Genomic DNA, 21,083 nt, shown 5'->3' with positions numbered 1-21,083 from the left:
GTCAGCCCACCTCCGCGAACGCCGTGCAGTAGTCGAGGACCGGGTCGACGCGGGCGCCGGTCACCGGGTCGTCGTAGGGGGACATCAGGTCGGTGAAGCCGGGCGGGGTGAGCTCGGGAGCCTCGGCCGCGGCGAACGCGTCCCGCTTCCCGCTGCCCGCGAACTTCTTCTCGCAGTGGATCGTCACCGACGTCTCGAAGAAGCCGATCTCGATGCTGATGGTGAGCGTGGCGCTGCCGATCGCGTAGCCGCCCTTGTACCCCAGCTCCATGTACAGCTCGATGGAGGCGGAGACGATGCCGAGGACGTCGACCTCGCCGCGGGCCCGCAGATAACCGACGAGGGTGACGCTGTTCTCCGCCAGGTCGAGGCGGAAGTAGATGCCCGCCATCACCGAGAGACTGCCGCTGGCCACGCCGAAGTTCATCGAGACGGCGGCCCCGAACTCCAGGGCCGCGTCCAGGACGGCGATCTCTTTGGGGGTGAGGACGATCCCGAAGTAGCCGCCGCCGCCCAGCATCGACAGCGTGAGGCGGAAGGGCGCCTCCCTGCGGCAGAACGAGAACCCGGCCTGGAGCGGGGTGTCCCCGATGAACGGGACCGAGAGCGCGGCGTTCAGCGAGAGGTTCTCCAGGCTGAAGACGCCGACGGCCGCGTTCGGCAGCTGCATCGAGTAGTTCGCGTGGATCCCCGAGCCGTCGACGGTGATCGCCGGCGGGTCGCTGAAGCCGTCGAGCGGAATGATGTTGCGCAGGGTCTGCACGAACTCCAGGTTCCCGATGAAGTCGACGCCGCCGAACTTCACCTCGACGTCGGGCTTCTGCCCTGCGCGCATGGTGAACTTGATCTGGTCGAAGTGCAGGACGATCGCGTCGAAGTCCGGGACCATGCGCAGATCGAACTTGCCGAGGGTGCAGGTGACGTCCGCGGCCTGCGGCACGTCCGGGCGCAGCGATCCCCTCAGGTCGGTGACGAGTGTCAGCTTGCCCACCGGCCAGAACACGGCGTCCTCCGCCCGCTCCGGCGTCGGCTTGCCCGGGGTCCAGGCCTTGATGTCGGGCTGCCACTCCAGGCGCGAGGTGACGAGATCGGGCAACTTGGTGCCGAGCGCGGCCAGTTCGATCGCCTTCTTCAGGGCGAGCGCCTGACCGACCGCGCTGTCCCAGGTGGCGACCTGGTCCGCGATCCTGCCGAGCAGCCCCAGCACACCGGTGTCCACCGCGGCGGGCAGCCCGGCGCGCAGCCCGGCGAGCGCGTCGGCGAACGCGTTGAAGGCGTTCTCCACCTCCTCGATGGTGGTGGCGTCGGGCGCGCCCTCCAACTGGCCGACGATGTAGTCGACCAGCAGCTGGGCGAAGACGGCGGCCGCGTCGGTGACGCGGATGACCAGGTCCGCGATGTCCGGGAACTGCTCCTCGACGTGGGTGAGCAGATCGCGCAGCCCGCGCAGGTCGGCGAGGAACCCGGTGACCGCGTTGACGGTCGCCGTGAAGAAGTTCGGCGCCTTCAGGTTGTCCAGGCCGATCTCGCTCATGATCTCGGTGAGCGGGAACATCCCGAAGAGCTTGGCGCCCGCCAACTCCCCGAAGTAGTCCAGGGGGTTGAAGCGGCCCAGGGCGAGCTTGGCCCACTTGTCGACGGGCGGGTCGGCCGCCTCGCCCGCGATCGGCGGCCGGTCGGGCGTGGCCGCGACCGGTCCGGTGAGCCGGGAGAGGCCCGCGACGGGGAAGTTCGGCTGGGCGAGTGCTCCCGCGCTCTGCCCGCCGTCGCGGAAGGTCAGGTCCACGGGGCTCGCCAGCTCGATGAAGACCTGCCCCTTGTTCGCCTCGGTGAAGGCGTCCCGCACGTACGGCTCGGGATAGAACACCGACTGCGGCTGGTTCCCGCCGAAGCCCGTGCCGAAGCGGCTCAGAGCGGGGACGACGGCGCGCGCCCAGCGCACGGTCGGCACGAACCGGGGGTGGAGCGTGGGATCGAGGCCCAGGATGTCCGTGGTGGTCGCGGCGCCCCAGACCAGCTGGCCGGTGGAGAGCGTCGTGTCGTCGGGCTTGCGGCTCGGCGCGTAGGACAGCGACTGCCCGCGCACATCGGCGACCGTCCGCCGTACGCCGGGGTCGCCCAGGTCCGGCGGCTCGGGCACCGGTCCTGAGACGAGCCCCTGGTAGTGCGCGACGACCGCCGCCACATCGGCCTTGTTCTCGTGCACCAGCTTGCCGACGAACGCCATCGGCGTACGGAACTCCAGGGTGCGCCCGTCGAGATCGACCATGGACACCTGGAAGGTGAACGGGTCGTCGGTTCCGGACACCGGGAAGAACGCGAGCTTCTCGTTCGGGTCGCCGTCGATCGAGGACAGTCCCGGGATCGGCTGCGGCGGCAGCAGGTCGGGGGTGACCAGGGTGAGCAGCCGGACGCTGGTGAACGGGAACAGGCGGTGCAGCCGCTGCTGGTCGGCGTTCTCCTCCCGCGTCCCGTACGCGCGCACCGGCTCGCGGACCATGATGAAGAACCGCTGGTTGAGATACGCCGCGTTGTCCGGCCTGCCGTGGTCGAACTTGCGCTCGGTGACCTTGACCAGGTCGGCCAGGTGCCCGAAGGGGAAGAGCCTGCCCCGGTACATCACGCGTACGTAGTGGTCCCTGCCGAGCGCCGCGCGGTGGCGCCACTGGGTGACGTCGAAGCCGGTGGGCGGCTCGTCCCAGCGGCCGAGCGAGTCGAGCCAGCCGCCCAGGGCCGACAGGATCACGTGGTCGGCCGCGATCGGCTCGGGCACGAAGCCGCCCGGCAGGTTGTGGTTGGAGCTCAGATGGACCACCGAGGACCGGTCCTTGCGGTCCAGGGCCATGGTGAACTCGCTGCCGCCGCGATCCAGCGGGCGCGGGACCGCCGGGTCGAAGCCCGGGTCGCGGGTCCATACGGCGCGGGCGCGGGTGGCCGGCAGCCGGGTGTGCCAGAGCTCGACCCGGTCACCGGGGTCGGGCAGCGCGGTGGTGTGTGTCCAGGCCGCGGTCTGCGGCGGTGACAGGAGCAGGCGGTAGGGCAGCTCGATTCCCGTGCGCGGGTCGTCGGGGTTCGCCAGCGGGTTCTCGGGGAGGGGTCCCGCGGCGTTCGCCGCCTTCGCGGGCGGTCCCGGGAGGTCGAGCAGCCCGGCGGCGAGGGGGCCTTCGGACCCGTGCCGCGCGGTCAGTTCGGCCACCGTACGGGCCAGGCGCAGCGCCTGGAACACGTCGAGGTGCTCGCCCTCGGCGGCCGGGGCGACGCGGGCCGCCGCGGTGGGTTCACGGGCGGCGTCCACCACCCGCAGCGGGAGCGTCCGCATGGCGGTCAGCAGGCCGGATTCGGTGTACTCGACGGCGACGTCGGGGCCCACGGCGAACACCAGGACGCTGCGGCCGCCGATGCGGGACGCGACGGGCGGCGGCTTGTGCGGATCGCTGCCGGCCGGGGCGGCGGTCAGGGGCGGGTCCGCCGATTCGGGCAGGCCCGGACTCAGTTCGAAGAAGGCCTGCTCGGCGACGTGCTGAGGGCCGAAGGTGACGACGAGGAAGGCGGGTTGCGCGGGGTCCTTCCGGATGAGACGGCGGGGGCCGAGGAGGGGGCGGTCGATGCTCAGGCCCAGGAAGCCGAACGTGAGATCGACCAGGTCGGTGGCGCGCAGAAGGCGGTGAGGAGGCGGCGGAGGGGATGAGAAAGCGGTCATGTGACTCTCCCGTCGGGCGGCCCCTCCAGACTCCCGAACTCGCCCCCGTCACTTGCCTGTTGACACCCGTTGCCACCCGAATGAGTGAATGGGGCGAACCGGGCATACACCCTGAGTCGCCGGCCGTGTGAGACCTGGGTCGGCCGACGTGCTGTCTGGCGTGTTCCTGCCCGGCTCGCCCGGTGCGTCCCCCGCTTTCGGAGCCGCTCCTCAGCGCCCGTCGAGCAGCGACCGGAGCCCGGTGACCAGGCGTTCGTACTCGGCGGGCGCGTTGTAGACCTGTCCGCAGATCCGGATGCCGCCACCGCCGGGCCAGGCCCAGATCAGCACCCGGCAGCCGAGCCGTGTCGCGATCTCCTCGCGCAGGGCGACGGCCTCGTCCTGGGTACGGCCGAGATGCGGCGGCAGCCGCAGGGCCCGCATGGCGAGGCGGTCGTCGGAGGGCAGCGGGGTCAGGCCGGGCAGTCCGGCGAGGAGTTCGGCGCCGTACGCGGCCAGGGCGCTGTTGTGGGCGCGCACCCGTTCGGGACCGAGGCCGGTGAGCAGGTCGAGGCCCTCGGGGGCGGCCAGCCAGCCGGTGTAGTCGACGGTGGCCCGATACTCCACGGAGCGGGGGTAGCCCCGGTGGTCCTCCCAGGACGGGACGGGCGCGGGCACCCGCTCGCGGTGGGCGGGGGAGGTCACCAACAGGGCGCTGCCCGGCGGGGCGTACCCCCACTTGTGCAGATTGCCGAACCAGAAGTCCGGCCCGCCCGCGAGGGGTTCGGCGAGCATCCCGGGCGCGTGGGCGCCGTCGACCACGGTGGTCACGCCCCGCTCCGCGAGGTCGGCGAGGAGCGCGGGGGTGGCGATGAAGCGGGCGGTGGGCGAGCTGATGTGGTCGAGCAGCGCGACCCGGGTGCGCGGGGTGAGCCCGGCGAGCACCGCCGCGCGGACCGCGTCCTCGTCCGGCAGCGCGGGATCGAGGGCGACGGTCCTGACGCGCGCCCTGCGGGCGGCGGCCGCGACGACCGTGCCGTAGCCGTGGTCGGTGACGAGGACCTCGTCGTCGGGTGCCAGGCGCAGCGCGTCCAGGGCCAGATTGGCGGCCTCGGTGGCGTTGCTGACGAATGCGGTCCCCTCCGGATCGGCGCCCAGGTGGGCCGCGATCCGGGTGCGGGCCTTGGCGATCCGGTCGGCGACGCCGAGGAAGAACACGTCGGGGTCGTGGTCGGCCTCCTCCGCCAGCTGCCGCTGGACGCGGGAGACGGGGAGCGGGACGGCGCCGAACGAGCCGTGGTTGAGGTGGGCGACGTGCGGGCCGAGCCGGAAGAGCTCGGCGCCGCCGGGGAACGCGGCGGGCGCCGCGGCGGCGGTCACCGGACCCCGCAGAGGACGGGGCGGCCGGGGACGACTGGGGTGGGCATGCCGGTAGGAGTCACACCGTCGATTGTCGACCCGGAACCCGTCATCCGGGCATCCCTGGATCAAGCTCGCCGCCGACGCCCGCGGACGGCGCGCGCCCGGCCCCGCCTGAGCCGTCCGACGCGGCGGCCCGCACCGCGTCGATCAGCCGCGCGATCAGCCGGCTCTGTGCCGTCGGCACCAGGTATCCGGTGCCGCCCGACAGGGCGCGGTCGACGTCGGTGACCATCAGCCGGTAGGGATCGGTCGGGGCGTACTCCCGTACGTCCGCGGTCCGCCGCACGTGCTCGGACGTCACGGCGAGCGTGCAGGAGGCCGCGCCCGCCGTGAACGCGGGGGCCGAGAGGCGCAGCGAGCCCTCGGTGCCGTGGACGGCGAACTCCTCGGCGAGCGTGCCGTCGAGGGAGCACCTGACCTCGGCGGTCCCGCCGCAGGGAAAGGTGAGGTCCGCGGCGACCGAGCGGTCGGCGGACGCGGGGTCCCAGCTCTCCCACCGTGCGTGCGTGACCTGCGGAGTGCGCCAGGAGAACGCCGCGAGGACGGCCGACAGCGCGTAGTAGCCCAGGTCGTACAGGGCGCCGCCGCCGAGCGCGGGGTCGCGGCGGTAGTTGTCGGGGGCGGGCGCCAGGCCGTGGAAGTGGGCCGTGACGTGCAGCGGGCGGCCGGTCGCCGCACCGGCGAGGGCCGCCTCCGCGTCCCTGGTGCGCGGATGCCAGCGGTTCCACGCGGCCTCCACGAGCGTCCGGTCGGCGCGGCGCGCGGCCCGCTCCATCGACGCCGTCTCGGCCTCGGTGAGGCCCAGCGGCTTCTCGCACAGCACGTGCTTGCCCGCGGCCAGGGCGGCCTCCACCCAGGCGCGGTGGGCGGAGTTGTGCAGCGCCACGTAGACGATGTCGACCTCGGGGTCCGCAAGGAGGTCGGGATAGGCGGTGTACGTGCGGTGCGGCGCGAGTGCGGCGGCGCGGGCCCCGTCGCGGGCGGCCACCGCGTGCAGGCGGGCGCCCGGCGCGGCGTGCACGGCGGGGGCCAGGCTCGACGCGGCGATCGAACCGGCGCCCAGGAATCCCCAGTTGGCCATGTCAGACCTCCGTCGACAGGAGTTGCGCCTCGGACAGGGCGTCGGAGTCGGACCCCGGCGCGAGCAGGCCCTCGGTGTGCAGCAGGTCGAGGACGAGTGAGCTCCAGCCGAAGGACCGGGCCCCGTGCCCGGCCGATTCGTAGGGGCCGTAGCACTCGCGCGGCCCCTGCACGGCCACGCACTCGGCGGTGCGCAGCGCGAGCCGCCGGGCCTCCTGGACGTACCCCCTGCGACGCAGGCCCCCGTACAGGTACCAGTTGAGGTTCACCCAGCTCGACCCGCGGAAGATCGCGCCGGTGGCGAACGACGGGTCGAAGGAGGGCTCGGTCGCGGCCACGCTCGGCACCGGGTACGGGAGCCAGAACTCCCTCTCGTTGAGGAGGTGTTCATGGATGAGGCGCTCCGCGACCGCCGCCGGGACGCCGTCGCCGATGAGCGGGAACAGGGAGCTCACCGTCAGGACCGTGGAGCGCCGCCCGGAGACCAGGTCCAGGTCGAAGAAGGCCCCGCGCTCCGGGTCCCAGCAGTGCTCCATGAGCGCCGCCCAGATGTCCCGGGACGCCGCCTCGGCGGCGCGCGAGGCCGCCGCGGGTGCGCCCACCTCGGCCTCCATGCGCGCGAGGGACATCAGGCCGTCGGCGTAGATCGAGTTGACGAGCACGTCGTTGCGGACGAACGCACCGGCTTCACGAAGCGGGCTCTCGGGACGGCGGTCCCGGGAGTAGCCGTCGATGAGGCGGCGCATCGCCGCGTGCCAGTCGTCCCGCACCGTCTCCGGCGGCGAGGTGTCGAGGCCGAGCGCCGCGTCGTACTGGGGGCTCATGTCCAGGCCCGACTCGTCCGGCTGGTAGATCTCGAGGAGCCCGGTGCGCGGGCTGCGCCGGTGCCGGTGCAGCCAGTCGAAGAAGCCCCGCACGGCGGGCAGCGTCCGCTTCAGCCAGGCCAGATCGAGCGTCGCCTCGTAGACGTGCTCGACGGCCCGTGCGACCACCGGCGGCGCGACGGTCACCGAGCGCCAGCCCTCCCACAGGTCGATCCTGAACTCGGCGGTGGCGCGCGGCCGCAGGTCGTCCTGCCAGAGCACCATGTGCGGCAGGAAGCCGGTCCCCGTCGCCGCGGAGAGCAGCGAGGACAGTTCGGTGCGGGCCCTCTCCGTGTCCACGTGCAGCAGGGCGATCGCGTGGAAGCTGCTGTCCCAGGCCCACTGGAACGGATACGTCTCGGGTGAGGGACAGGTGTAGTCGTAGGCGAGGCCCGCCCCGGCCGAGTAGCCGGTGCGCCGGTTCTCGCGCAGCACATCGGCGGCCCTGCGTGCCGCCGTCGCGTGACTGGTCAACTCTTGACCTCCGTGGGGTCGGGCCGCCCGGCGGGCGGCCCGTGGCTGGTGGATGGGGGAGTGCGCGGCGCGCGGTCCAGGAGGACGAGCAGCGCGGCCGCACAGATGAGGAACGCGGTCACCCCGAACGCCGGGCGCACACCGATCCGGTCGGAGAGCGCGCCGAGCAGCAGAGGGGCGCACATGATGGCCGCGGACGCCGTGAGATAGACGCGGGCGGTGATCCGCTCCGTCTGTTCGGGGGCGACCCCGATGGCGAGCGACAGCACCAGCGGGAAGAGGTTCGCCACGCCGAAGCCCGTGACGAAGAGCGCGACGAGCGCGACGGGCGTGCTGGTCGTGGCCCACAGTGGCAGGAAGCCCGCAGTCGTCACCGCGAGCGCCGCGACGATCAGCCCGCGGGCCCGGCCTGGACGGGCCAGTGAACTGCCGACCAGCCGCCCGGTGAGGGACCCCGCCGCGAACAGGCTCATCGCCGTCGCCGCGCTGTCGGCGCCCAGGCCCACCGCGCTGGACAGGTGAGGCGCTCCGTAGAACACCACGCAGAACTCCAGGCCGACCACGGTGCCGAGGAGGGTGCACAGCAGCCGGAAGCGCGCGGGCAGGGGGCCGGACGGGGCGGAGCGCTCACGGGCACCCGCCACGCCCCGCCCGTCCCGCCCCGGCGCCGCGCCGAACGGCACCCGTCGGCACGCGACGTACAGCACGACGGCCGCGAGCGACGGCACGAACAGCGCGACACGCCAGCCCGGCCCCGTCGCCTGGAACGCGCCCACGGCCAGCGGGGCAAGCAGCGCCGTGGCGCTCGCGCCCGCGTTCGCCTCGACCAACGCCCGCTCGCGGAAGGGCCCGTGGTGATCGGAGAGCGCCGCGGCCGTCGCCGTCTGGAGCGTGGCCCCGGTGACGCCCAGGGCGAGCGAGGCGGCCAAGGTGTACGCCACGCCCGCCCACGCGCCGACGGCGAGCAGTGCCGCGCCGAGCGCCAGGGCGCCCGCGGCCGCCCAGAAGAGGCGGCGGCCGCGGAGCCGGGCGCTGACGCGCGCGTAGAGCAGATTGGTGACGATGCCGCCCGCCGCGAAGAGCGTGGAGTGCGCGCTCATCGCGGCGTACGAGAGGTGGGTCTCCTCGCGGAGCAGTGGCAGCAACGGGCCCTGGACGTACAGGACATACGCGTACAGGGCGAGACCGCCGTACGCCATGCCGGTCACGGAGTCGCGGGTGAAGGTCCCCGGTGGGCCGGTCACACGGCGGCCCCGGTCTCCTGGACCGCGTGCCCCACCCGCAGCGGTTCCCCGACGTCCTGGGCGGCCCGGGTCCGCGCGAAGACGTCGGGGGCGAGCAGCGAGGTCTTCATCGAGGCGCCCTGCCCGTACTCGGTGAACGCCCGCCGCACGCCGTCCTCGTCGTCGAGCGAGACGTACGACGTCATGAGCGGCCGGGCGTCGACGAGGCCGGTCTCGACGAGCCGCAGCGCGACACCGGCGACCTCGGCGGAGCGGGCCATCGGGAACTGGCGCACGTCGAAGGGCGCGGCCCGCAGGCTGAGGCCCTTGGCGAGGATCATCCAGGTGTTGATGAGCTGCGGCACGGCGGTCGCGCCGTAGACGACGTAGGCGCCGCCGGGCCGCAGCAGCCCCATGGCCTGCTCGCGGACGTCCTTCGGCGCGGGCACGGAACCGCCGGCGGCGGCCTCGACGTGGGGCAGCGCGTCGAAGACGTAGTCGGCGTAGGTGTCGTGGTGCTCGCGCACGAAGTCGCCGAGGGCGTCGGCGCCGGTCTCGGTGTTGAAGGACAGGGCGGCGCCGTGCTCGCGGGCCAGGCGCAGCCGTTCGTCGTTGCGGTCCAGGACGGTGACGTGGCCGACGCCGAAGTAGCGGCGCAGGACCTGGACCGCGAGCAGGGCGCTGGGGCCGCAGCCGAGGACCACGCAGGTGTCGCCGGGGCGCGGCGGGTTCCACAGCAGCGAGCGCAGGACGGAGGTGAGCGGTTCGACGACGGTGGCGAGCGAGGAGGGCACGCTGGCGGGCAGGACCACCGAGGCCGCCTGGTCGGCGTCGTAGAAGTTGCGGTCCGTGTACCAGGTGGTCTCCGCGCCCCGCTGGCCCGGGAAAAGAGGCCGCAGGGCCCGGTATTCGGCCATGCCGCCGAAGTCGGTCTGCCCCCAGTAGCAGATGCGGTCGCCGGGTGCCACGGAACCGTTCAGCGCCCGGCCCACCTCCAGGACGCTGCCGACGTATTCGTGCCCCGGGATGATCGGCCAGGCGCCGGGGGAGAGGTGGCCGCGGAAGTACGAGACGTCCGTAGAGCAGATGGAGACCGCCTCGGTCCGCATCACGATCTCGTCGGGCCCGCACACCGGGTCCGGCACGCCGGACAGGGCGAGTTCACCGGGGGCGGTCATCATGTGGACGTACATGGGTCTCCCAAGCAGGGTGCAGCCGGGCACCGCACAGTGCCCGTCGAGGGTGGGTGTGAAGGAGAGGGGCGGGTCAGGCGGGCGCGGGGCCCGTCGGTCGGCCGAAGACCGGCAGCAGGTCCTCCGGTTTCCGCAGCGTGAGGTCCGCGGGCGCCCCGGGGTCGTACTGGTGGCCCCAGCCGGCCGCGGCGGCGCGGGCACCGGCGGCGCGCGCGGCGAGCAGATCGCGCGGCGCGTCTCCGGCGTAGACCGCGTCGCGCGCGTCGACTCCGAGGTGCCGACAGGCGCTCAACACGCCCTCGGGGTCTGGTTTCTGACGGGTCACCTCGTCGCCGCCGACCACGGCGTCGAAGCGGTCCGCGAGCCCGGTGGCGGAGAGCAGGATCCGCGCGGCGCGGCGGCTCGCGCCGGTGAACACCGCCAGCGGCACACTCCCGTGCAGCGCGTCGAGCGCGGCCCGGATGCCCGGATAGACGACGGCGCCGACGGCGGTGTCGGCCAGGACGCTGTGGTAGAGGTCCAACTCCTCTTCGGTGCACGGCCGTTGGAGGAGCCGGGTCAGCATGATGCGCGGCGGGCCCAGGGCGTAGAGCGCGACGACCTCGGCCCTGCTCGGCGTCGCACCGCCGAGCCTGCGGACGGTCTCGACGAACGCGTCGGGCACCACCTCGCCGGAGTCGAGGAGCGTGCCGTCCATGTCCCACACGAGGGCGCGCGGCCGGCCGCCGCCCGCACCGTTCCGGTCGCCGCTCATGACGGCTCCACGAACCACGCCTCGGCGCCGCCCTTGAGCGCCCGCGCGATCTTGAGGAGGTGCTTCTCCTCCATGTCGGGCAGCGCGTCGGCGGGGAACCACGCCACGTCGAGGGACTCGTCGTCGTTGACCCGCGCCTCGCCGCCGACCGGGCGGCAGCGGAAGGCGATGTCGAGGTACTGGGCCCGGTCGCCGTTGGGATACGTCAACGGCGGCTCGGTGTAGACCGTGCAGATGCGCTCGGGCACCACGTGGACACCGGTCTCCTCGTGCACCTCGCGCACGATGGCGGGGGCGGGCTGCTCGCCGGGTTCGAGCACGCCACCCACGATCGACCAGAGACCGTTGTCGGCGCGGCGCACGAGCAGGATGCGCTCGGCGTCGTCGACGACCACCGCGCTGACCCCGGAGAGCCAGAGCGGTCGGGTGCCGACGTGCGAGCGCAACTCCGCGAGGAAGGGGGGAATCGGCATGGGCGTCACGTCTCCTGTACGAGGTCGGCCGTGGCGTGGCCGCCACGGTGGTCGGGGCCGTGGTGCCCGGGGGCGCGCCGGCCGATCGTCATGCCGCCGTCGACGTGCCAGGTCTGGCCCGTGACGTCGGCGGCGTCCCGCGAGGCGAGGAACGCCACGGCCGACGCCACGCCCGCGCCCCGCTGGAACCGGCCGAGCGGAATGCCCGCGAGCGTCGTGTCGCGCACGGCGTCGGCCGCGGTGCCGAGCAGATCGCCCTGGCGGCGGAAGTCCTCGGCGATCATGTCGGTCTCGACGATGCCGGGGCAGACCGCGTTGACCCTGACGGCGGGCGCCAGTTCGACGGCCAGACACCGGGTCAGACCGAGCAGGGCCGCCTTGGTCGCCGCGTAGTGCGAGATCAGGGCCTGGCCCTGGACGGCCGCCTGGCTCGACACGTTCACCACGGACCCGTCGCCCGCAGCCGCCATCGCGGGCACGAGGAGCTGGGTCAGCAGGAAGGCGCCGCGCACGTTGACGGCCCACACCGCGTCCAGGTCGGGTTCGGGCACGTCGGTGAAGCGGTGCAGGGTCGCCGTGCCCGCGTTGTTCACGAGGACGTCCACCCGCCCGTACCGCTCCAGGGCCTCCCCGGCGAGGGCACGCACCGACCCGGAGTCCGCCAGATCGCACCGGATGCCGTGCGCGGAGCCGGGGCCCGCGCCCTTCAACTCCCGTACGGCGTCGTCGAGCGGTCCCGTGGAGCGGCCGGTGATCGTGACATCGGCGCCCTCCTGGACCAGCCGGTGCGCGATGTCGCGCCCGATGCCCCTGGTGCCGCCGGTGACCAGACAGGTGCGGCCGGTGAAACGCCCGGTCATCGCGGCCCTCCCGAGGTCGTGCGCGCGTCCGACGCGGCATCCAGGGCGGCGCGCAGCAGCGTGGACGCGCCTTCGAGGCGCTCCCACGATACGTCGAGGACCACTTCGTCGAACCCGGCGGCGGCCGCCGCGACCGTGGCCTCGGCACACCGCCGTTCGCCCGTGCCCGGCGGGCAGTTGAGCTTGAGGACGCGCTCGGCGCGACCGCTGCGCCCGTACACCGAACGCTCCGCCTCCAAGAGGCCGATCGCGGACCCCAGCTCGGCGCTGTCCACCGCGTCGGCGTCCGCGACGGCGAGCCAGCCGTCGCCCAGCAGGGCGGCGCGGCGCAGCGCGGGCCTGCTCATGCCGCCGACGAGGATCGGCACGCCCGTCTCCCGCACCGGACGCGGAAACATCAACAGGCCGTCCGGTAGGGAGACTTGCTCACCGTCGAAACGGTCCGGCCTGCCGCACCAGCAGGCGCGCAGCACCCGGATGCACTCCTCCATGCGTGCGCCGCGCCGAGTGAAGGAATGCCCGAGCGCCCGCATCTCCTCGGCCAGCCAGCCCGCACCGACTCCCAGGCGCAGACGGCCTCCTGACAGCACGTCAAGACTCGCTGTGGCCTTGGCGAGTTCCACGGGGTTGCGCTGCGGGAGCACCAGGACGGCGGTGCCGATCCTGGCCCGCTCGGTGACCGCCGCGGCCTGGGCGAGCGCGACGAGCGCCTCCAGTTGCGGGGCCTCGGGGGCCCAGGCGAGGGTGCCGTCCGCGCGGTAGGGGTAGGGCGACGCGGGATCGGCCACCATCGCCAGATGGTCGTTGACCCACAGCGAAGCGGCGCCCTCCCGCTCGGCGGCGCGCGCCACGTGGGCGAGCCCCGGGTCCCAGGCGCGCCGCGACGTCGTCGGCAGCGAGATGCCCACGTCCACGGCTCACACCCCCCGGCCCGCGAGCTCGAACCTGCGGTGCGCGGTCGACTCCTCGTAGGGCAGCCGCGGGGGCGGACAGCTCAGCTCCATCTGCATGCCCCAGGGGGTGAGGAAGTAGACCCAGCGCATGCCCGCGATGGGCCCCGACGCGACGGTCCTTGGCGCACCGAGGACGCGTACGCCGGGCTGGGCGCGCAGATGGTCCGCCGCCGCCTCGATGTCGCGGACGTGGAAGGACAGGTGGTGGCCGCCGTAGTCGCTGTTGCGCGGCATCAGGCGGCGCTGGTCGGGAGCGTGGTAGGCGAACAGCTCGACGTTGGTGACGGGGCCCAGGCGGAGCATGGCGATCTCGGCGACGGCGCGCGGATGGACGTTGAGGGTCTCGCGCATCGCGTCGTCGTCGGCGCGCACGGGCTCCTCCCGGTAGACGAGATCGGCGCCGAGCACCTCTGTGAAGAAGCGGATCGCCTCGTCGAGATCCGGGACGGTGTACGCGACGTGGTCGACGTGCGTGGCCGAAGGGATCCCTCGGGTACGGACCCCGCGGTCGGCGGGGGCGTTCGAGTGTGGGGGCAAGGTGACTCCCGTGGGGGAAGAGCAGGTGGGGCGGGTGAGAGGGGAGGGCTGGGGGAGGGCGGTCGGTGGAGCGCGGGCCGTGGCTACATGCAGGGCGCCCGACGCGGCAGGCGGCGCGAGACCCGCTCAGGGACGGTGCTGACGACCAGGAGAGTGGTCGGCTCCGCGCAGGTGAGCCGCACGGCGGCTCCGGCGGGCACGAGCGCGGCGTCGTCGGCGGTGAGCGCACGCGGCGGCCCGCTCTCCGTCTCGAACTCGCCGCCGCCCGTGAGGACGTACCAGAGGAGATCCGTGCCGTCGTCGGGCCGGGAGGCCAGCGTGCCGCCCGTGTCCAGGGCGAGATGGTCGACGGCCTCGCACTCGCTGAACAACATGCCGCGCCGGGCCACGGTCCGCCAGATGATGTCGCCCGCCGTCGCGCGCCGGGTGACGGAGGCCGCTCGGCTGTCCGTGACGATCACCGCGCTTCACCCGTTCCCGCCGGGCCGCCGCCCGCCGCGTCGTCGACGACGAACGTCGCGCAGATCAGGTCGAGACCCTCCGCACCGGCCCGCACCACCAGGTTCTCGCCGAGCGACGTGGTCACCGCCATGTCCGCCCGCACCGGTACCCGGGACCCGCCGCACACCGCGACGCCCGCGCCGGAGCGGACGAACACGCTGTGCTCCATGCCCGCGCCGGAGAACTTCTCCTCGGTCTCCGGGGCCACGGCGACGCGGCGGACCCGGCGCAGCGGGCCCACCAGGACGGGCCGCGGGTCGATGTCCCCCTGCTCGTCCAGGCTGACGACGGCCGTCGTGCCCGGCGGCGGTACCGGCATGTTCTCCTCGCCTTCCCGGCCCGCGAGGGCCGCGTGTGCCGTACTGGTCGTGTGCTGCGCCGGGACTTCGAGGGTGAGCCAACTCAGGTCCACGGAACCGGTGTTGCTCAGCGCGTGGGTGGCACCGAGGCCGGTCAGGATCAGCTCGCCCGCCCGCACCGGGTGCGGCGCGCCGTTGAGCAGCGCCTCGCCCTCGCCGGTGAGGAGGATGTACATCTCCTCGGTCCTGGTGTGCCGGTGCTCGCCGCTGATCCCGCCGGGCGGCACGCAGGCCCACTCCACCGCCTCGTACGGACCGCGCAGGGCCCGGCCCGCCGCGAGGGAGCGCCACCGGGTCAGCCCCGCCGCGCCGTGTACGCCGTGGACCTCGGAGGGCGCGCCGAGGTCCGACACCTGGAGGTCACCGTGCACGGGCCGACTCCAGACGCGTCAACTCGGCTGCCGCGTCGTGCAGTTCGCGGTCCGTCACGTCGTTGGCGAAGCAGGCGTCGCCGATGCCAACGGGCAGCGGGAGACGCTGGAGCCCGTCGCGGTGGCGCACCGTGTCCGCGAGTGCCTGCTCCAGGCGCCCCCCGGTGCACACCGGGTGGCTGAGCGGCAGCTCCAGACGCCGCATCACCCGCAGCGCGCGCTCCTGCTCGGCGTCGGTCACCAGACCGCGACGGCGGCCGATGACGGTCGTCAGGGCCATGTCGACGGCGACCGCCTCGCCGTGCAGCAGGTCGGGCAGGGCGTCCATCTCCAGCGTCGGGCTGAAGGTGTGCCCGTAGTCCACCAGGCGCTCCAGGCGGCTCTCCCACAGGTTGGGCTGGAGCTCTTCGAGCATGCCGTGGATGGCCCGTTCGAGGACCTCGGCGGCGACCGGGTCCTGGTCGAACCTGCCCTGGAACGCGGTCTCGATCAGCTCCTCCGCGTGGGACTCCAGGAGCGTGAACAGCCGGGCGTCCTTGACCAGGGCGATCTTCAGGATCTCGGCGAGGCCGTTGCTGAGGTGGCGCCGGCCGAGGGTGGTGAGGAAGGACCGGTCGAGGAGGGATACGGCGGGCGCGGCGTAGGTGCCGAGGCGGTTCTTGCCCGTGTCGAAGTTGATGCCGGTCTTCACGCCGACGCCCGCGTCGACCAGGCCGATGAGGGTGGTGGGCACCCGGACGTAGGGGGTGCTGCGGCGGTACATGCTGGCCGCGAAGCCGACGATGTCCAGGAGTACGCCGCCGCCGATGGCGATCACCGGGTCGTGGCGGCGCGAGATGCCGAACTCGTCGATGCCGCGCACCACGCGCAGCACGCTGTCCATGGTCTTGGCCTCCTCGCCCGAGGGCAGCACGCAGAGCCGTCCGGTGAGGCCGTGCCGGCTGAGGTAGGCGCGGATGCGGTCGCCGTAGAGGTCGTGGACGTGCGCGTCCACGACCACGAAACGGCGGTTGCCCGTGCGGTCGGTGGTCCCGGCGGTGGCCAGGTCGGACGAGGCGGGGTCGAGCAGACCGCCGACCATCCGCACCTCGTACTCGACGGGCTTGACCGCCTTGACGACCCAGCGGGTCTCCTGGGCGTGTTCGGTGTGCAGGCCGGTGGGGAGCGTGGCGGGATCGAGGGAGTCGAGGGTGTTCGTCACGGCACTTCCTCAGGTTGGTTCGGGAGGTGAAGAAATGTCAGGTCCAGGCAGGGGGGCGGGCGTCGAGCACCTGCCCCGACACATGGGCGGCGTCCTCGGACAGCAGGAAGCACGCGGCAGGGAGGTTGTCGCGGACGTCGGGCAGGGCGGGGTAGGGCGTGGTCAGGCCGAGGGCCTTCTCCTTGCGGTCGAGGTGGTCGCGGGCGAGCGGGGTCTCGCCCGCGATGCCGAGGGCGTTGACCCGCAGAGAGGTGTCGGCCAACTCCTCGGCCAGGCAGCGCACATGCTGTTCCAGGGCGGCCTTGCCCGCGCAGTACGCGGCGAGGGCGGGCACCGGCACGCGGGCGCCGCGCGAGCCGATGGCCAGGACGCTGCCGCGGCCCCGTTCCCGCATCGGCGGGATCACGTGCCGCAGACAGCGCACGAAGCCGACGAAGGTCACGTCGACCACGCGGGAGACCTCCTCGACGGGGACCTCCCAGCCGGGCCCGACGGCGGACGGGTCCGCGGGGCAGTAGACGAATCCGTACGGCGCACCGAAGCGGGCGTCCGCGTCGGCGAAGAACTCCGCGACCGAGGCGTCGGAGGTCACGTCGACCGTCCGGTAGGGCACTCCGGCGGGCCCTTCCGGTGAGCGGGCACCCGCTAGGACGGTGTGACCGCGCCCGGTGAGCTCCTGGGCGAGGGCGGCGCCGAAACCGCTGCTCGCGCCGATGACGACGACGGGTTCCTGTGACATCTGGTCCTCCTCGGTTCGTTCGGTGGGCCGCTCGGTCCGCGGTCGGACCTCGTACGGGAGGCCGGTCAGGTCCGCAGCTCCCGGTAGAGGCGGTAGTGGTCGGCGAGTTCACGCCCGGCGAGGAACAGGTCCTCGCACCGCCCGCGCGCCGCCGCGCCGAGCCGCTCGCGCAGCCCCTCGTTCGCGAGCAGCCGCAGTACGTGGGCGGCGAACTCCTCGCGGTCGTGCGCGTCGGCGACCAGGAGTCCCTCGCGCTCGTGGCGCAGCTGGGCGGGAATGCCGCCCACCCGGCTCGCGACGATCGCGGCGCCCTTCCACATCGCCTCCGTCACCGTCAGTCCGAACCCCTCGCGCAGGCTCTTCTGCGCGATGACGTCGGCACGCCGCTGCAGGGCGTTGACCAGCAGCGCGTTGCCCTCGGTGTCCTTGAGCGTCAGCTTCACCAGATGGACGCGGGCCCGGACGGGGGCGGGCAGCGCGGCCCAGGCGCCGTGCACGCCCGCGAAGATCTCCGCGCCCTCCGGGTCGTCGGGGATGTCCAGCGGCTCGGGCCCCGCGAGCACGAGATGTGCGGCCGGACGGCGGGGTGCGATCCGCTCGGCGAACGCGGCGAGCACCCCCGCCATGTCCTTGAGGGGATCCCAGCGCGACACCTGCACGACGACCTCGGCGCCGGGCGGCAGCGGCGCGTCGTGAAGGACGGTCGCCCCGGCGCCGCGCGCGGCACCGGCGGCCGTCCCGCCTCCTTCGAGGCCGATGGCGCGCAGCGCCGAGGTCACCTCGTCCGGTGTCAGGGCGCGGTTCTTGGCCGCGGTCGGGTCGATGGACGGCGGGATCACCACGCACTGCCCGGGGCGCAGGCCCGGGGGCGCGTACCCCTGGACGGAGAAGACGCAGCGCAGCGGCGCGTCCAGATAGGGGCGCAGGAACTCCCAGGTCTCGCGGACCTCGGGCGAGCCGTGGTCGGTGCTGCCGATGTGACAGCGCCAGACCACCTTGAGCCCGGCGGCGGCCAGCGCGGGCGCCAGGCCGATGGTCTGCGGGTCGTGCAGGACACAGAGGTCGCCGGGGGCCACGTGCGCGAGGACCTCCCCGCCCCACCGTCCGGTGGCGTCCGCGTAGATCCGCCGCTCGTCGGCGCCGAGCGCGCCGTGCGGGTCGCGGTAGCCGTGCAGCCGGTGGTGCAGGCGCTTGGTGACCGCGAAGAACGCCGCGTCGCCGCCGAGCGTGAGCCACTTGGTGGGCACACCGGCTTCGTTGTGGGAGGGCACGGACCGGCGCAGCAGTTCGGCGACACCGCCGCCGTGCGCGGTTGTGTTGATGTGCCAGACCGTGGGGCCCTGCGGCGGCGCGAGGGGCTCCGGCAGGCGTGGCGCGGTCAGCGGATCGGTGGGGTGGGGGAGGCCGACGAGTTCGGCGAGATCGACGAGGGAGACGCTCAACGGGGGCCTCTTTCCTGGACCGTACGAGGGTGGGGGGCGCGGTCGGGGCCTGTGGCGGGGGCCTGCGGTGTGGTGGGCGAAGGGGCGGGCGCCTCGGGCTCAGATGACCCGCAGCACCACGGCCTCGTCCGCGCCGAGGAGCAGCGGCAGGCCGAGGGGGTCGGTCGCTGCGCGGTCCGATGTGGCGGCGAGAAGTTCGAACGGGCCCGGCGGTCCGTCGGGCGAGAGGTCACAGCGGGAGAGGTCCCCGAGGGTGAGGTGTCGCGGTGTCGCGGTCAGGTTCAGGAGCACGAGGAGCGCCGAGCCTTCGAGGTGGCGCAGATAGCCCACGACGCCGTCGGGCAGCCCGGTGAGCAACGTCTGCTCTCCGTACCGCAGTTCGGGCTGCCGCGCGCGCAGCCGCAGGAGCTCCCGGGTGAGGGTGAGCATGGAGCCGGGCCGCCCGTCCTGCGCCTCGACGCCGCGTACGGCGGGGTCGTCGGCGAACGGCAGCCAGGGCGTGACGCCGTCGTGGGTGAACCCGGCGCCGGGCGCGTCGCGCCACAGCATCGGGGAGCGCTGCGGGTCGCGGCCGAGGCCCAGCGCCCCGCCGGTCGTGCCCCAGGGGTCCTGGACGAGATGGGGCGGCACATCGGCGTCGGGCAGGGCGAGTTCGTCCCCGGCGTACAGCGTGGGCGTACCGCGCAGGGTGAGCAGGAGCAGCATGGCGACGCGGGCCTGGGCAGGGCCGAGCCGCGATGCCACGCGCGGCTCGTCGTGGTTGCCGACGACCCAGCTCGGCCAGGCGCCCTCGGGCAGCACGGAGTCGATGCGCGCGATGAGGTCGCGCACGGCGTCGGCGCGCCAAGGGGTCTGTAGCAGGCCGAAGTTGAAGGGCATGTGCAGCTCGTCGAGCTGTTCGCCGTAGTACGTGGCCCACTCGGTCCAGTCGAAGACGTGCACCTCGCCGACCGCGATGCGGCTGCCCGGTGGCCCGTAGCTCTCCAGGAGCTCGCGCAGTTCGCGGTAGAGGCCGTGGTTGTCGGGGTGGCCCTTGTCGTGCACGTGCCGCTGTGCGTCGTAGTCGCCGTAGGGCCGGTGCATGGCGAGGGCGCCGTCGGCGGCGGGCGGGTTGTCGCGCAGCTGCGGGTCCTTCATCGGGAAGTGCGCGCAGTCGACGCGGAAGCCGTCCACGCCCCGGTCGAGCCAGAACCTGGCGACGTCGAACATGGCCTCGCGCACGGCGGGTTCGCGCCAGTTCAGGTCCGGCATCGAGGGCAGGAAGGAGTGCAGGTAGTACTCGCCGCTCGGCTCGTCGTACGTCCAGGCGGGGCCGCCGCCGAAGACGCTGAGCCAGTTGTTGGGCGGGCCGCCGTCGGGCGCCGGGGGCCGCCAGACGTACCGGTCGCGGTAGGGGTCGTCGCGTCCCGAGCGGGCGGCGGTGAACCAGGGGTGGTCCGCGGAGGTGTGGTTGGGGATGTAGTCGACGAGCAGCCGTAAGCCCCGGTCGTGGACGGCGGACAGGAGCCGGTCGAAGGTGTCCAGGTCCCCGAAGAGCGGGTCGACGTCGGTGTGGTCGCTGACGTCGTAGCCGAAGTCCCGCATCGGTGAGCGGTAGAAGGGCGAGAGCCAGACGGCGTCGACGCCGAGGTCCGCCACGTGGTCGATGCGGTCGATGACGCCCTGGAGGTCCCCGACGCCGTCGCCGTCGTGGTCGGCGAAGCTGCGCGGGTAGATCTGGTAGACGACGGCCCCCTGCCACCAGGGGACGGTGTCATCGAGGGTCATGCCGGGGCTCCCGCGGTCGGGTGGAAGATGGTGTCGAGCTGCGGCAGTTCGGGCGTGGGACCGAGCGCCTCGACCAGGCCCGCGAGTCCGGCGGGCAGATCGACGGCGGGCCGGTAACCGAGGCCGCTCAGCCGGGAGATGTCGGCGACGAGGCGGTAGGTGTCGTCGGTGACGGTGTCGTCGGTGAGCATCTGGGGCCGGCGCCCCGTGACGTCGTGGATGTGCTCGACGAGCTGCCGCAGGGAGACCTCGCGCCCGGAGCCCAGGTTGTACACCTCGCCGTCCTCGCCGCGCGCGGCGAGCAGCAGGAGCGCCGTGACGATGTCGTCGACGTGCACGAAGTCGCGGGTCTTGCGGTCGGGGTCGCCGGTGACGCGGACGGGCCGGCCGTTGAGGTGCCAGCGCAGATACTGGCCGACCTCCGCGCCGGCCCTGCGGGGGTCCTCGCCGGGGCCGTAGATGACGAAGGCGCGGCCCGTCACGGCGGACAGGCCGTAGGTGCGTGCGTAGGCGCGGACCACGTGCTCGCCGGACAGCTTCGACGCGCCGTACGGGTAGTACGGCAGCGTCGGGTGCTCCTCGTGCTGCGGTACGGCCTGCGGGGTGCCGTAGACCATGGCGGACGACAGATAGACGAGGCGGGGGAGTGAGGCGAGCCGCGCGGCCTCGCAGATGTTGAACGTGCCGAACGCGTTGGTCTCGAAGTCGAGCCGGGGATCCGTGACCGCCACCGTGCCGCTGGAGTTGCCGCCCAGGTGGAACAGCAGGTCGAGTTCGCCCAGGGCACTCGTCAGGGTCGCCGGGTCGCGGAGGTCTACGGGCACATGGCGCACGTCCTCCGGCAGATCCGCGCCGTCCGGCGCCGCGAGGTCGAAGACCGTCACGGAGGCGCCCTGGCGGTGCAGGGCGCGCACGAGGTTCCGGCCGACGAACCCGAGGCCCCCGGTGACGCCGACGCGGCGGAACGCGGGCGTCGCACCGGTGAACGCCGAGGGAACGTGCGGGGATTGGGGCAGCATGCGTTTTCCTCTTCTCCGCTGGACGACAGAGAGCACGGTGAGTGGGGGAAAGGCTTTTCCGGGTTTTTGGCAGGCACACGGGTATCCGCGCCGCTTCGCGGAACGTCAGGGAAACGTCAGGAAAACGGTGTGCGGAGGCATTGGCCTTGGCGTAAGGGGGAGTTGATCGAATG

Annotated in this window: 18 protein-coding genes; all 18 read right to left on the bottom strand. The window is 73.4% G+C overall.

Going from position 1 to position 21,083, the window contains the following annotated elements; genetic code table 11:
- Position 1 precedes the first annotated feature (1 nt).
- The 18 genes from ACIO9J_RS03285 to ACIO9J_RS03200 all read right to left on the bottom strand — a co-directional run bounded on the left by ACIO9J_RS03285 (position 2) and on the right by ACIO9J_RS03200 (position 20,910).
- The gene (locus ACIO9J_RS03285; protein ID WP_401991687.1) at positions 2 to 3,700 is read right to left on the bottom strand and encodes a hypothetical protein; all 3,699 of its coding nucleotides are present in this window, start codon (positions 3,698 to 3,700) and stop codon (positions 2 to 4) included.
- Positions 3,701 to 3,910: 210 nt separating this feature from the next.
- The gene (locus tag ACIO9J_RS03280) at positions 3,911 to 5,059 is read right to left on the bottom strand and encodes an aminotransferase class V-fold PLP-dependent enzyme (RefSeq protein ID WP_401991684.1); all 1,149 of its coding nucleotides are present in this window, start codon (positions 5,057 to 5,059) and stop codon (positions 3,911 to 3,913) included.
- Positions 5,060 to 5,147: 88 nt separating this feature from the next.
- Entirely contained in the window at positions 5,148 to 6,182 is a 1,035-nt protein-coding gene (locus ACIO9J_RS03275; RefSeq protein WP_401991681.1) for a Gfo/Idh/MocA family protein, read from the bottom strand.
- 1 nt (position 6,183) lies between these two features.
- A complete protein-coding gene (locus tag ACIO9J_RS03270) occupies positions 6,184 to 7,518 on the bottom strand; it encodes an MGH1-like glycoside hydrolase domain-containing protein (protein WP_401991678.1) in 1,335 nt (444 codons plus the stop codon).
- Complete coding sequence (locus ACIO9J_RS03265) at positions 7,515 to 8,762, bottom strand: MFS transporter (RefSeq protein WP_401991675.1); 1,248 nt, start codon at positions 8,760 to 8,762, stop codon at positions 7,515 to 7,517. Before ACIO9J_RS03265 ends, ACIO9J_RS03270 begins: the two co-directional genes overlap by 4 nt.
- Complete coding sequence (locus tag ACIO9J_RS03260) at positions 8,759 to 9,934, bottom strand: zinc-binding dehydrogenase (RefSeq protein ID WP_401991672.1); 1,176 nt, start codon at positions 9,932 to 9,934, stop codon at positions 8,759 to 8,761. Before ACIO9J_RS03260 ends, ACIO9J_RS03265 begins: the two co-directional genes overlap by 4 nt.
- 73 nt (positions 9,935 to 10,007) lie before the next feature.
- Positions 10,008 to 10,688 carry an HAD family hydrolase gene (locus tag ACIO9J_RS03255; RefSeq protein ID WP_401991669.1) on the bottom strand — a complete coding sequence of 227 codons (681 nt, stop codon included), beginning with the start codon at positions 10,686 to 10,688 and terminating at the stop codon, positions 10,008 to 10,010.
- Entirely contained in the window at positions 10,685 to 11,161 is a 477-nt protein-coding gene (locus ACIO9J_RS03250; RefSeq protein WP_401991666.1) for an NUDIX hydrolase, read from the bottom strand. Before ACIO9J_RS03250 ends, ACIO9J_RS03255 begins: the two co-directional genes overlap by 4 nt.
- A gap of 5 nt (positions 11,162 to 11,166) precedes the next feature.
- Positions 11,167 to 12,021, bottom strand: a complete 855-nt coding sequence (locus ACIO9J_RS03245; protein WP_401991663.1) for an SDR family NAD(P)-dependent oxidoreductase — start codon at positions 12,019 to 12,021, stop codon at positions 11,167 to 11,169.
- Positions 12,018 to 12,935 carry a TIGR03619 family F420-dependent LLM class oxidoreductase gene (locus ACIO9J_RS03240; RefSeq protein ID WP_401991660.1) on the bottom strand — a complete coding sequence of 306 codons (918 nt, stop codon included), beginning with the start codon at positions 12,933 to 12,935 and terminating at the stop codon, positions 12,018 to 12,020. Before ACIO9J_RS03240 ends, ACIO9J_RS03245 begins: the two co-directional genes overlap by 4 nt.
- Before the next feature lie 3 nt (positions 12,936 to 12,938).
- Positions 12,939 to 13,511, bottom strand: a complete 573-nt coding sequence (locus tag ACIO9J_RS03235; RefSeq protein WP_401991657.1) for a VOC family protein — start codon at positions 13,509 to 13,511, stop codon at positions 12,939 to 12,941.
- Positions 13,512 to 13,594: 83 nt separating this feature from the next.
- Entirely contained in the window at positions 13,595 to 13,972 is a 378-nt protein-coding gene (locus ACIO9J_RS03230; RefSeq protein WP_401991654.1) for a cupin domain-containing protein, read from the bottom strand.
- The gene (locus tag ACIO9J_RS03225; protein ID WP_401991651.1) at positions 13,969 to 14,742 is read right to left on the bottom strand and encodes a cupin domain-containing protein; all 774 of its coding nucleotides are present in this window, start codon (positions 14,740 to 14,742) and stop codon (positions 13,969 to 13,971) included. Before ACIO9J_RS03225 ends, ACIO9J_RS03230 begins: the two co-directional genes overlap by 4 nt.
- Positions 14,732 to 15,943 carry a sedoheptulose 7-phosphate cyclase gene (locus ACIO9J_RS03220; RefSeq protein ID WP_401991648.1) on the bottom strand — a complete coding sequence of 404 codons (1,212 nt, stop codon included), beginning with the start codon at positions 15,941 to 15,943 and terminating at the stop codon, positions 14,732 to 14,734. The genes ACIO9J_RS03225 and ACIO9J_RS03220 overlap by 11 nt, the downstream gene beginning before the upstream one ends.
- 37 nt (positions 15,944 to 15,980) lie before the next feature.
- Entirely contained in the window at positions 15,981 to 16,682 is a 702-nt protein-coding gene (locus ACIO9J_RS03215) for an SDR family NAD(P)-dependent oxidoreductase (RefSeq protein ID WP_401991645.1), read from the bottom strand.
- A gap of 65 nt (positions 16,683 to 16,747) precedes the next feature.
- Positions 16,748 to 18,124: a glycosyltransferase gene (locus tag ACIO9J_RS03210; RefSeq protein WP_401991642.1), complete on the bottom strand. Its 1,377-nt coding sequence runs from the start codon at positions 18,122 to 18,124 to the stop codon at positions 16,748 to 16,750.
- Positions 18,125 to 18,223: 99 nt separating this feature from the next.
- Complete coding sequence (locus tag ACIO9J_RS03205; protein ID WP_401991639.1) at positions 18,224 to 19,891, bottom strand: alpha-amylase family glycosyl hydrolase; 1,668 nt, start codon at positions 19,889 to 19,891, stop codon at positions 18,224 to 18,226.
- Entirely contained in the window at positions 19,888 to 20,910 is a 1,023-nt protein-coding gene (locus tag ACIO9J_RS03200) for an NAD-dependent epimerase/dehydratase family protein (RefSeq protein ID WP_401991636.1), read from the bottom strand. The genes ACIO9J_RS03205 and ACIO9J_RS03200 overlap by 4 nt, the downstream gene beginning before the upstream one ends.
- Positions 20,911 to 21,083 lie beyond the last annotated feature (173 nt).

Origin of the sequence: Streptomyces sp. NPDC087300 (assembly GCF_044744425.1) — a bacterium.
Taxonomy (GTDB): Bacteria; Actinomycetota; Actinomycetes; order Streptomycetales; family Streptomycetaceae; genus Streptomyces.
The sequence above is the reverse complement of the archived record's forward strand: the minus strand, read 5'-3'. Positions and strand labels throughout refer to the sequence as shown.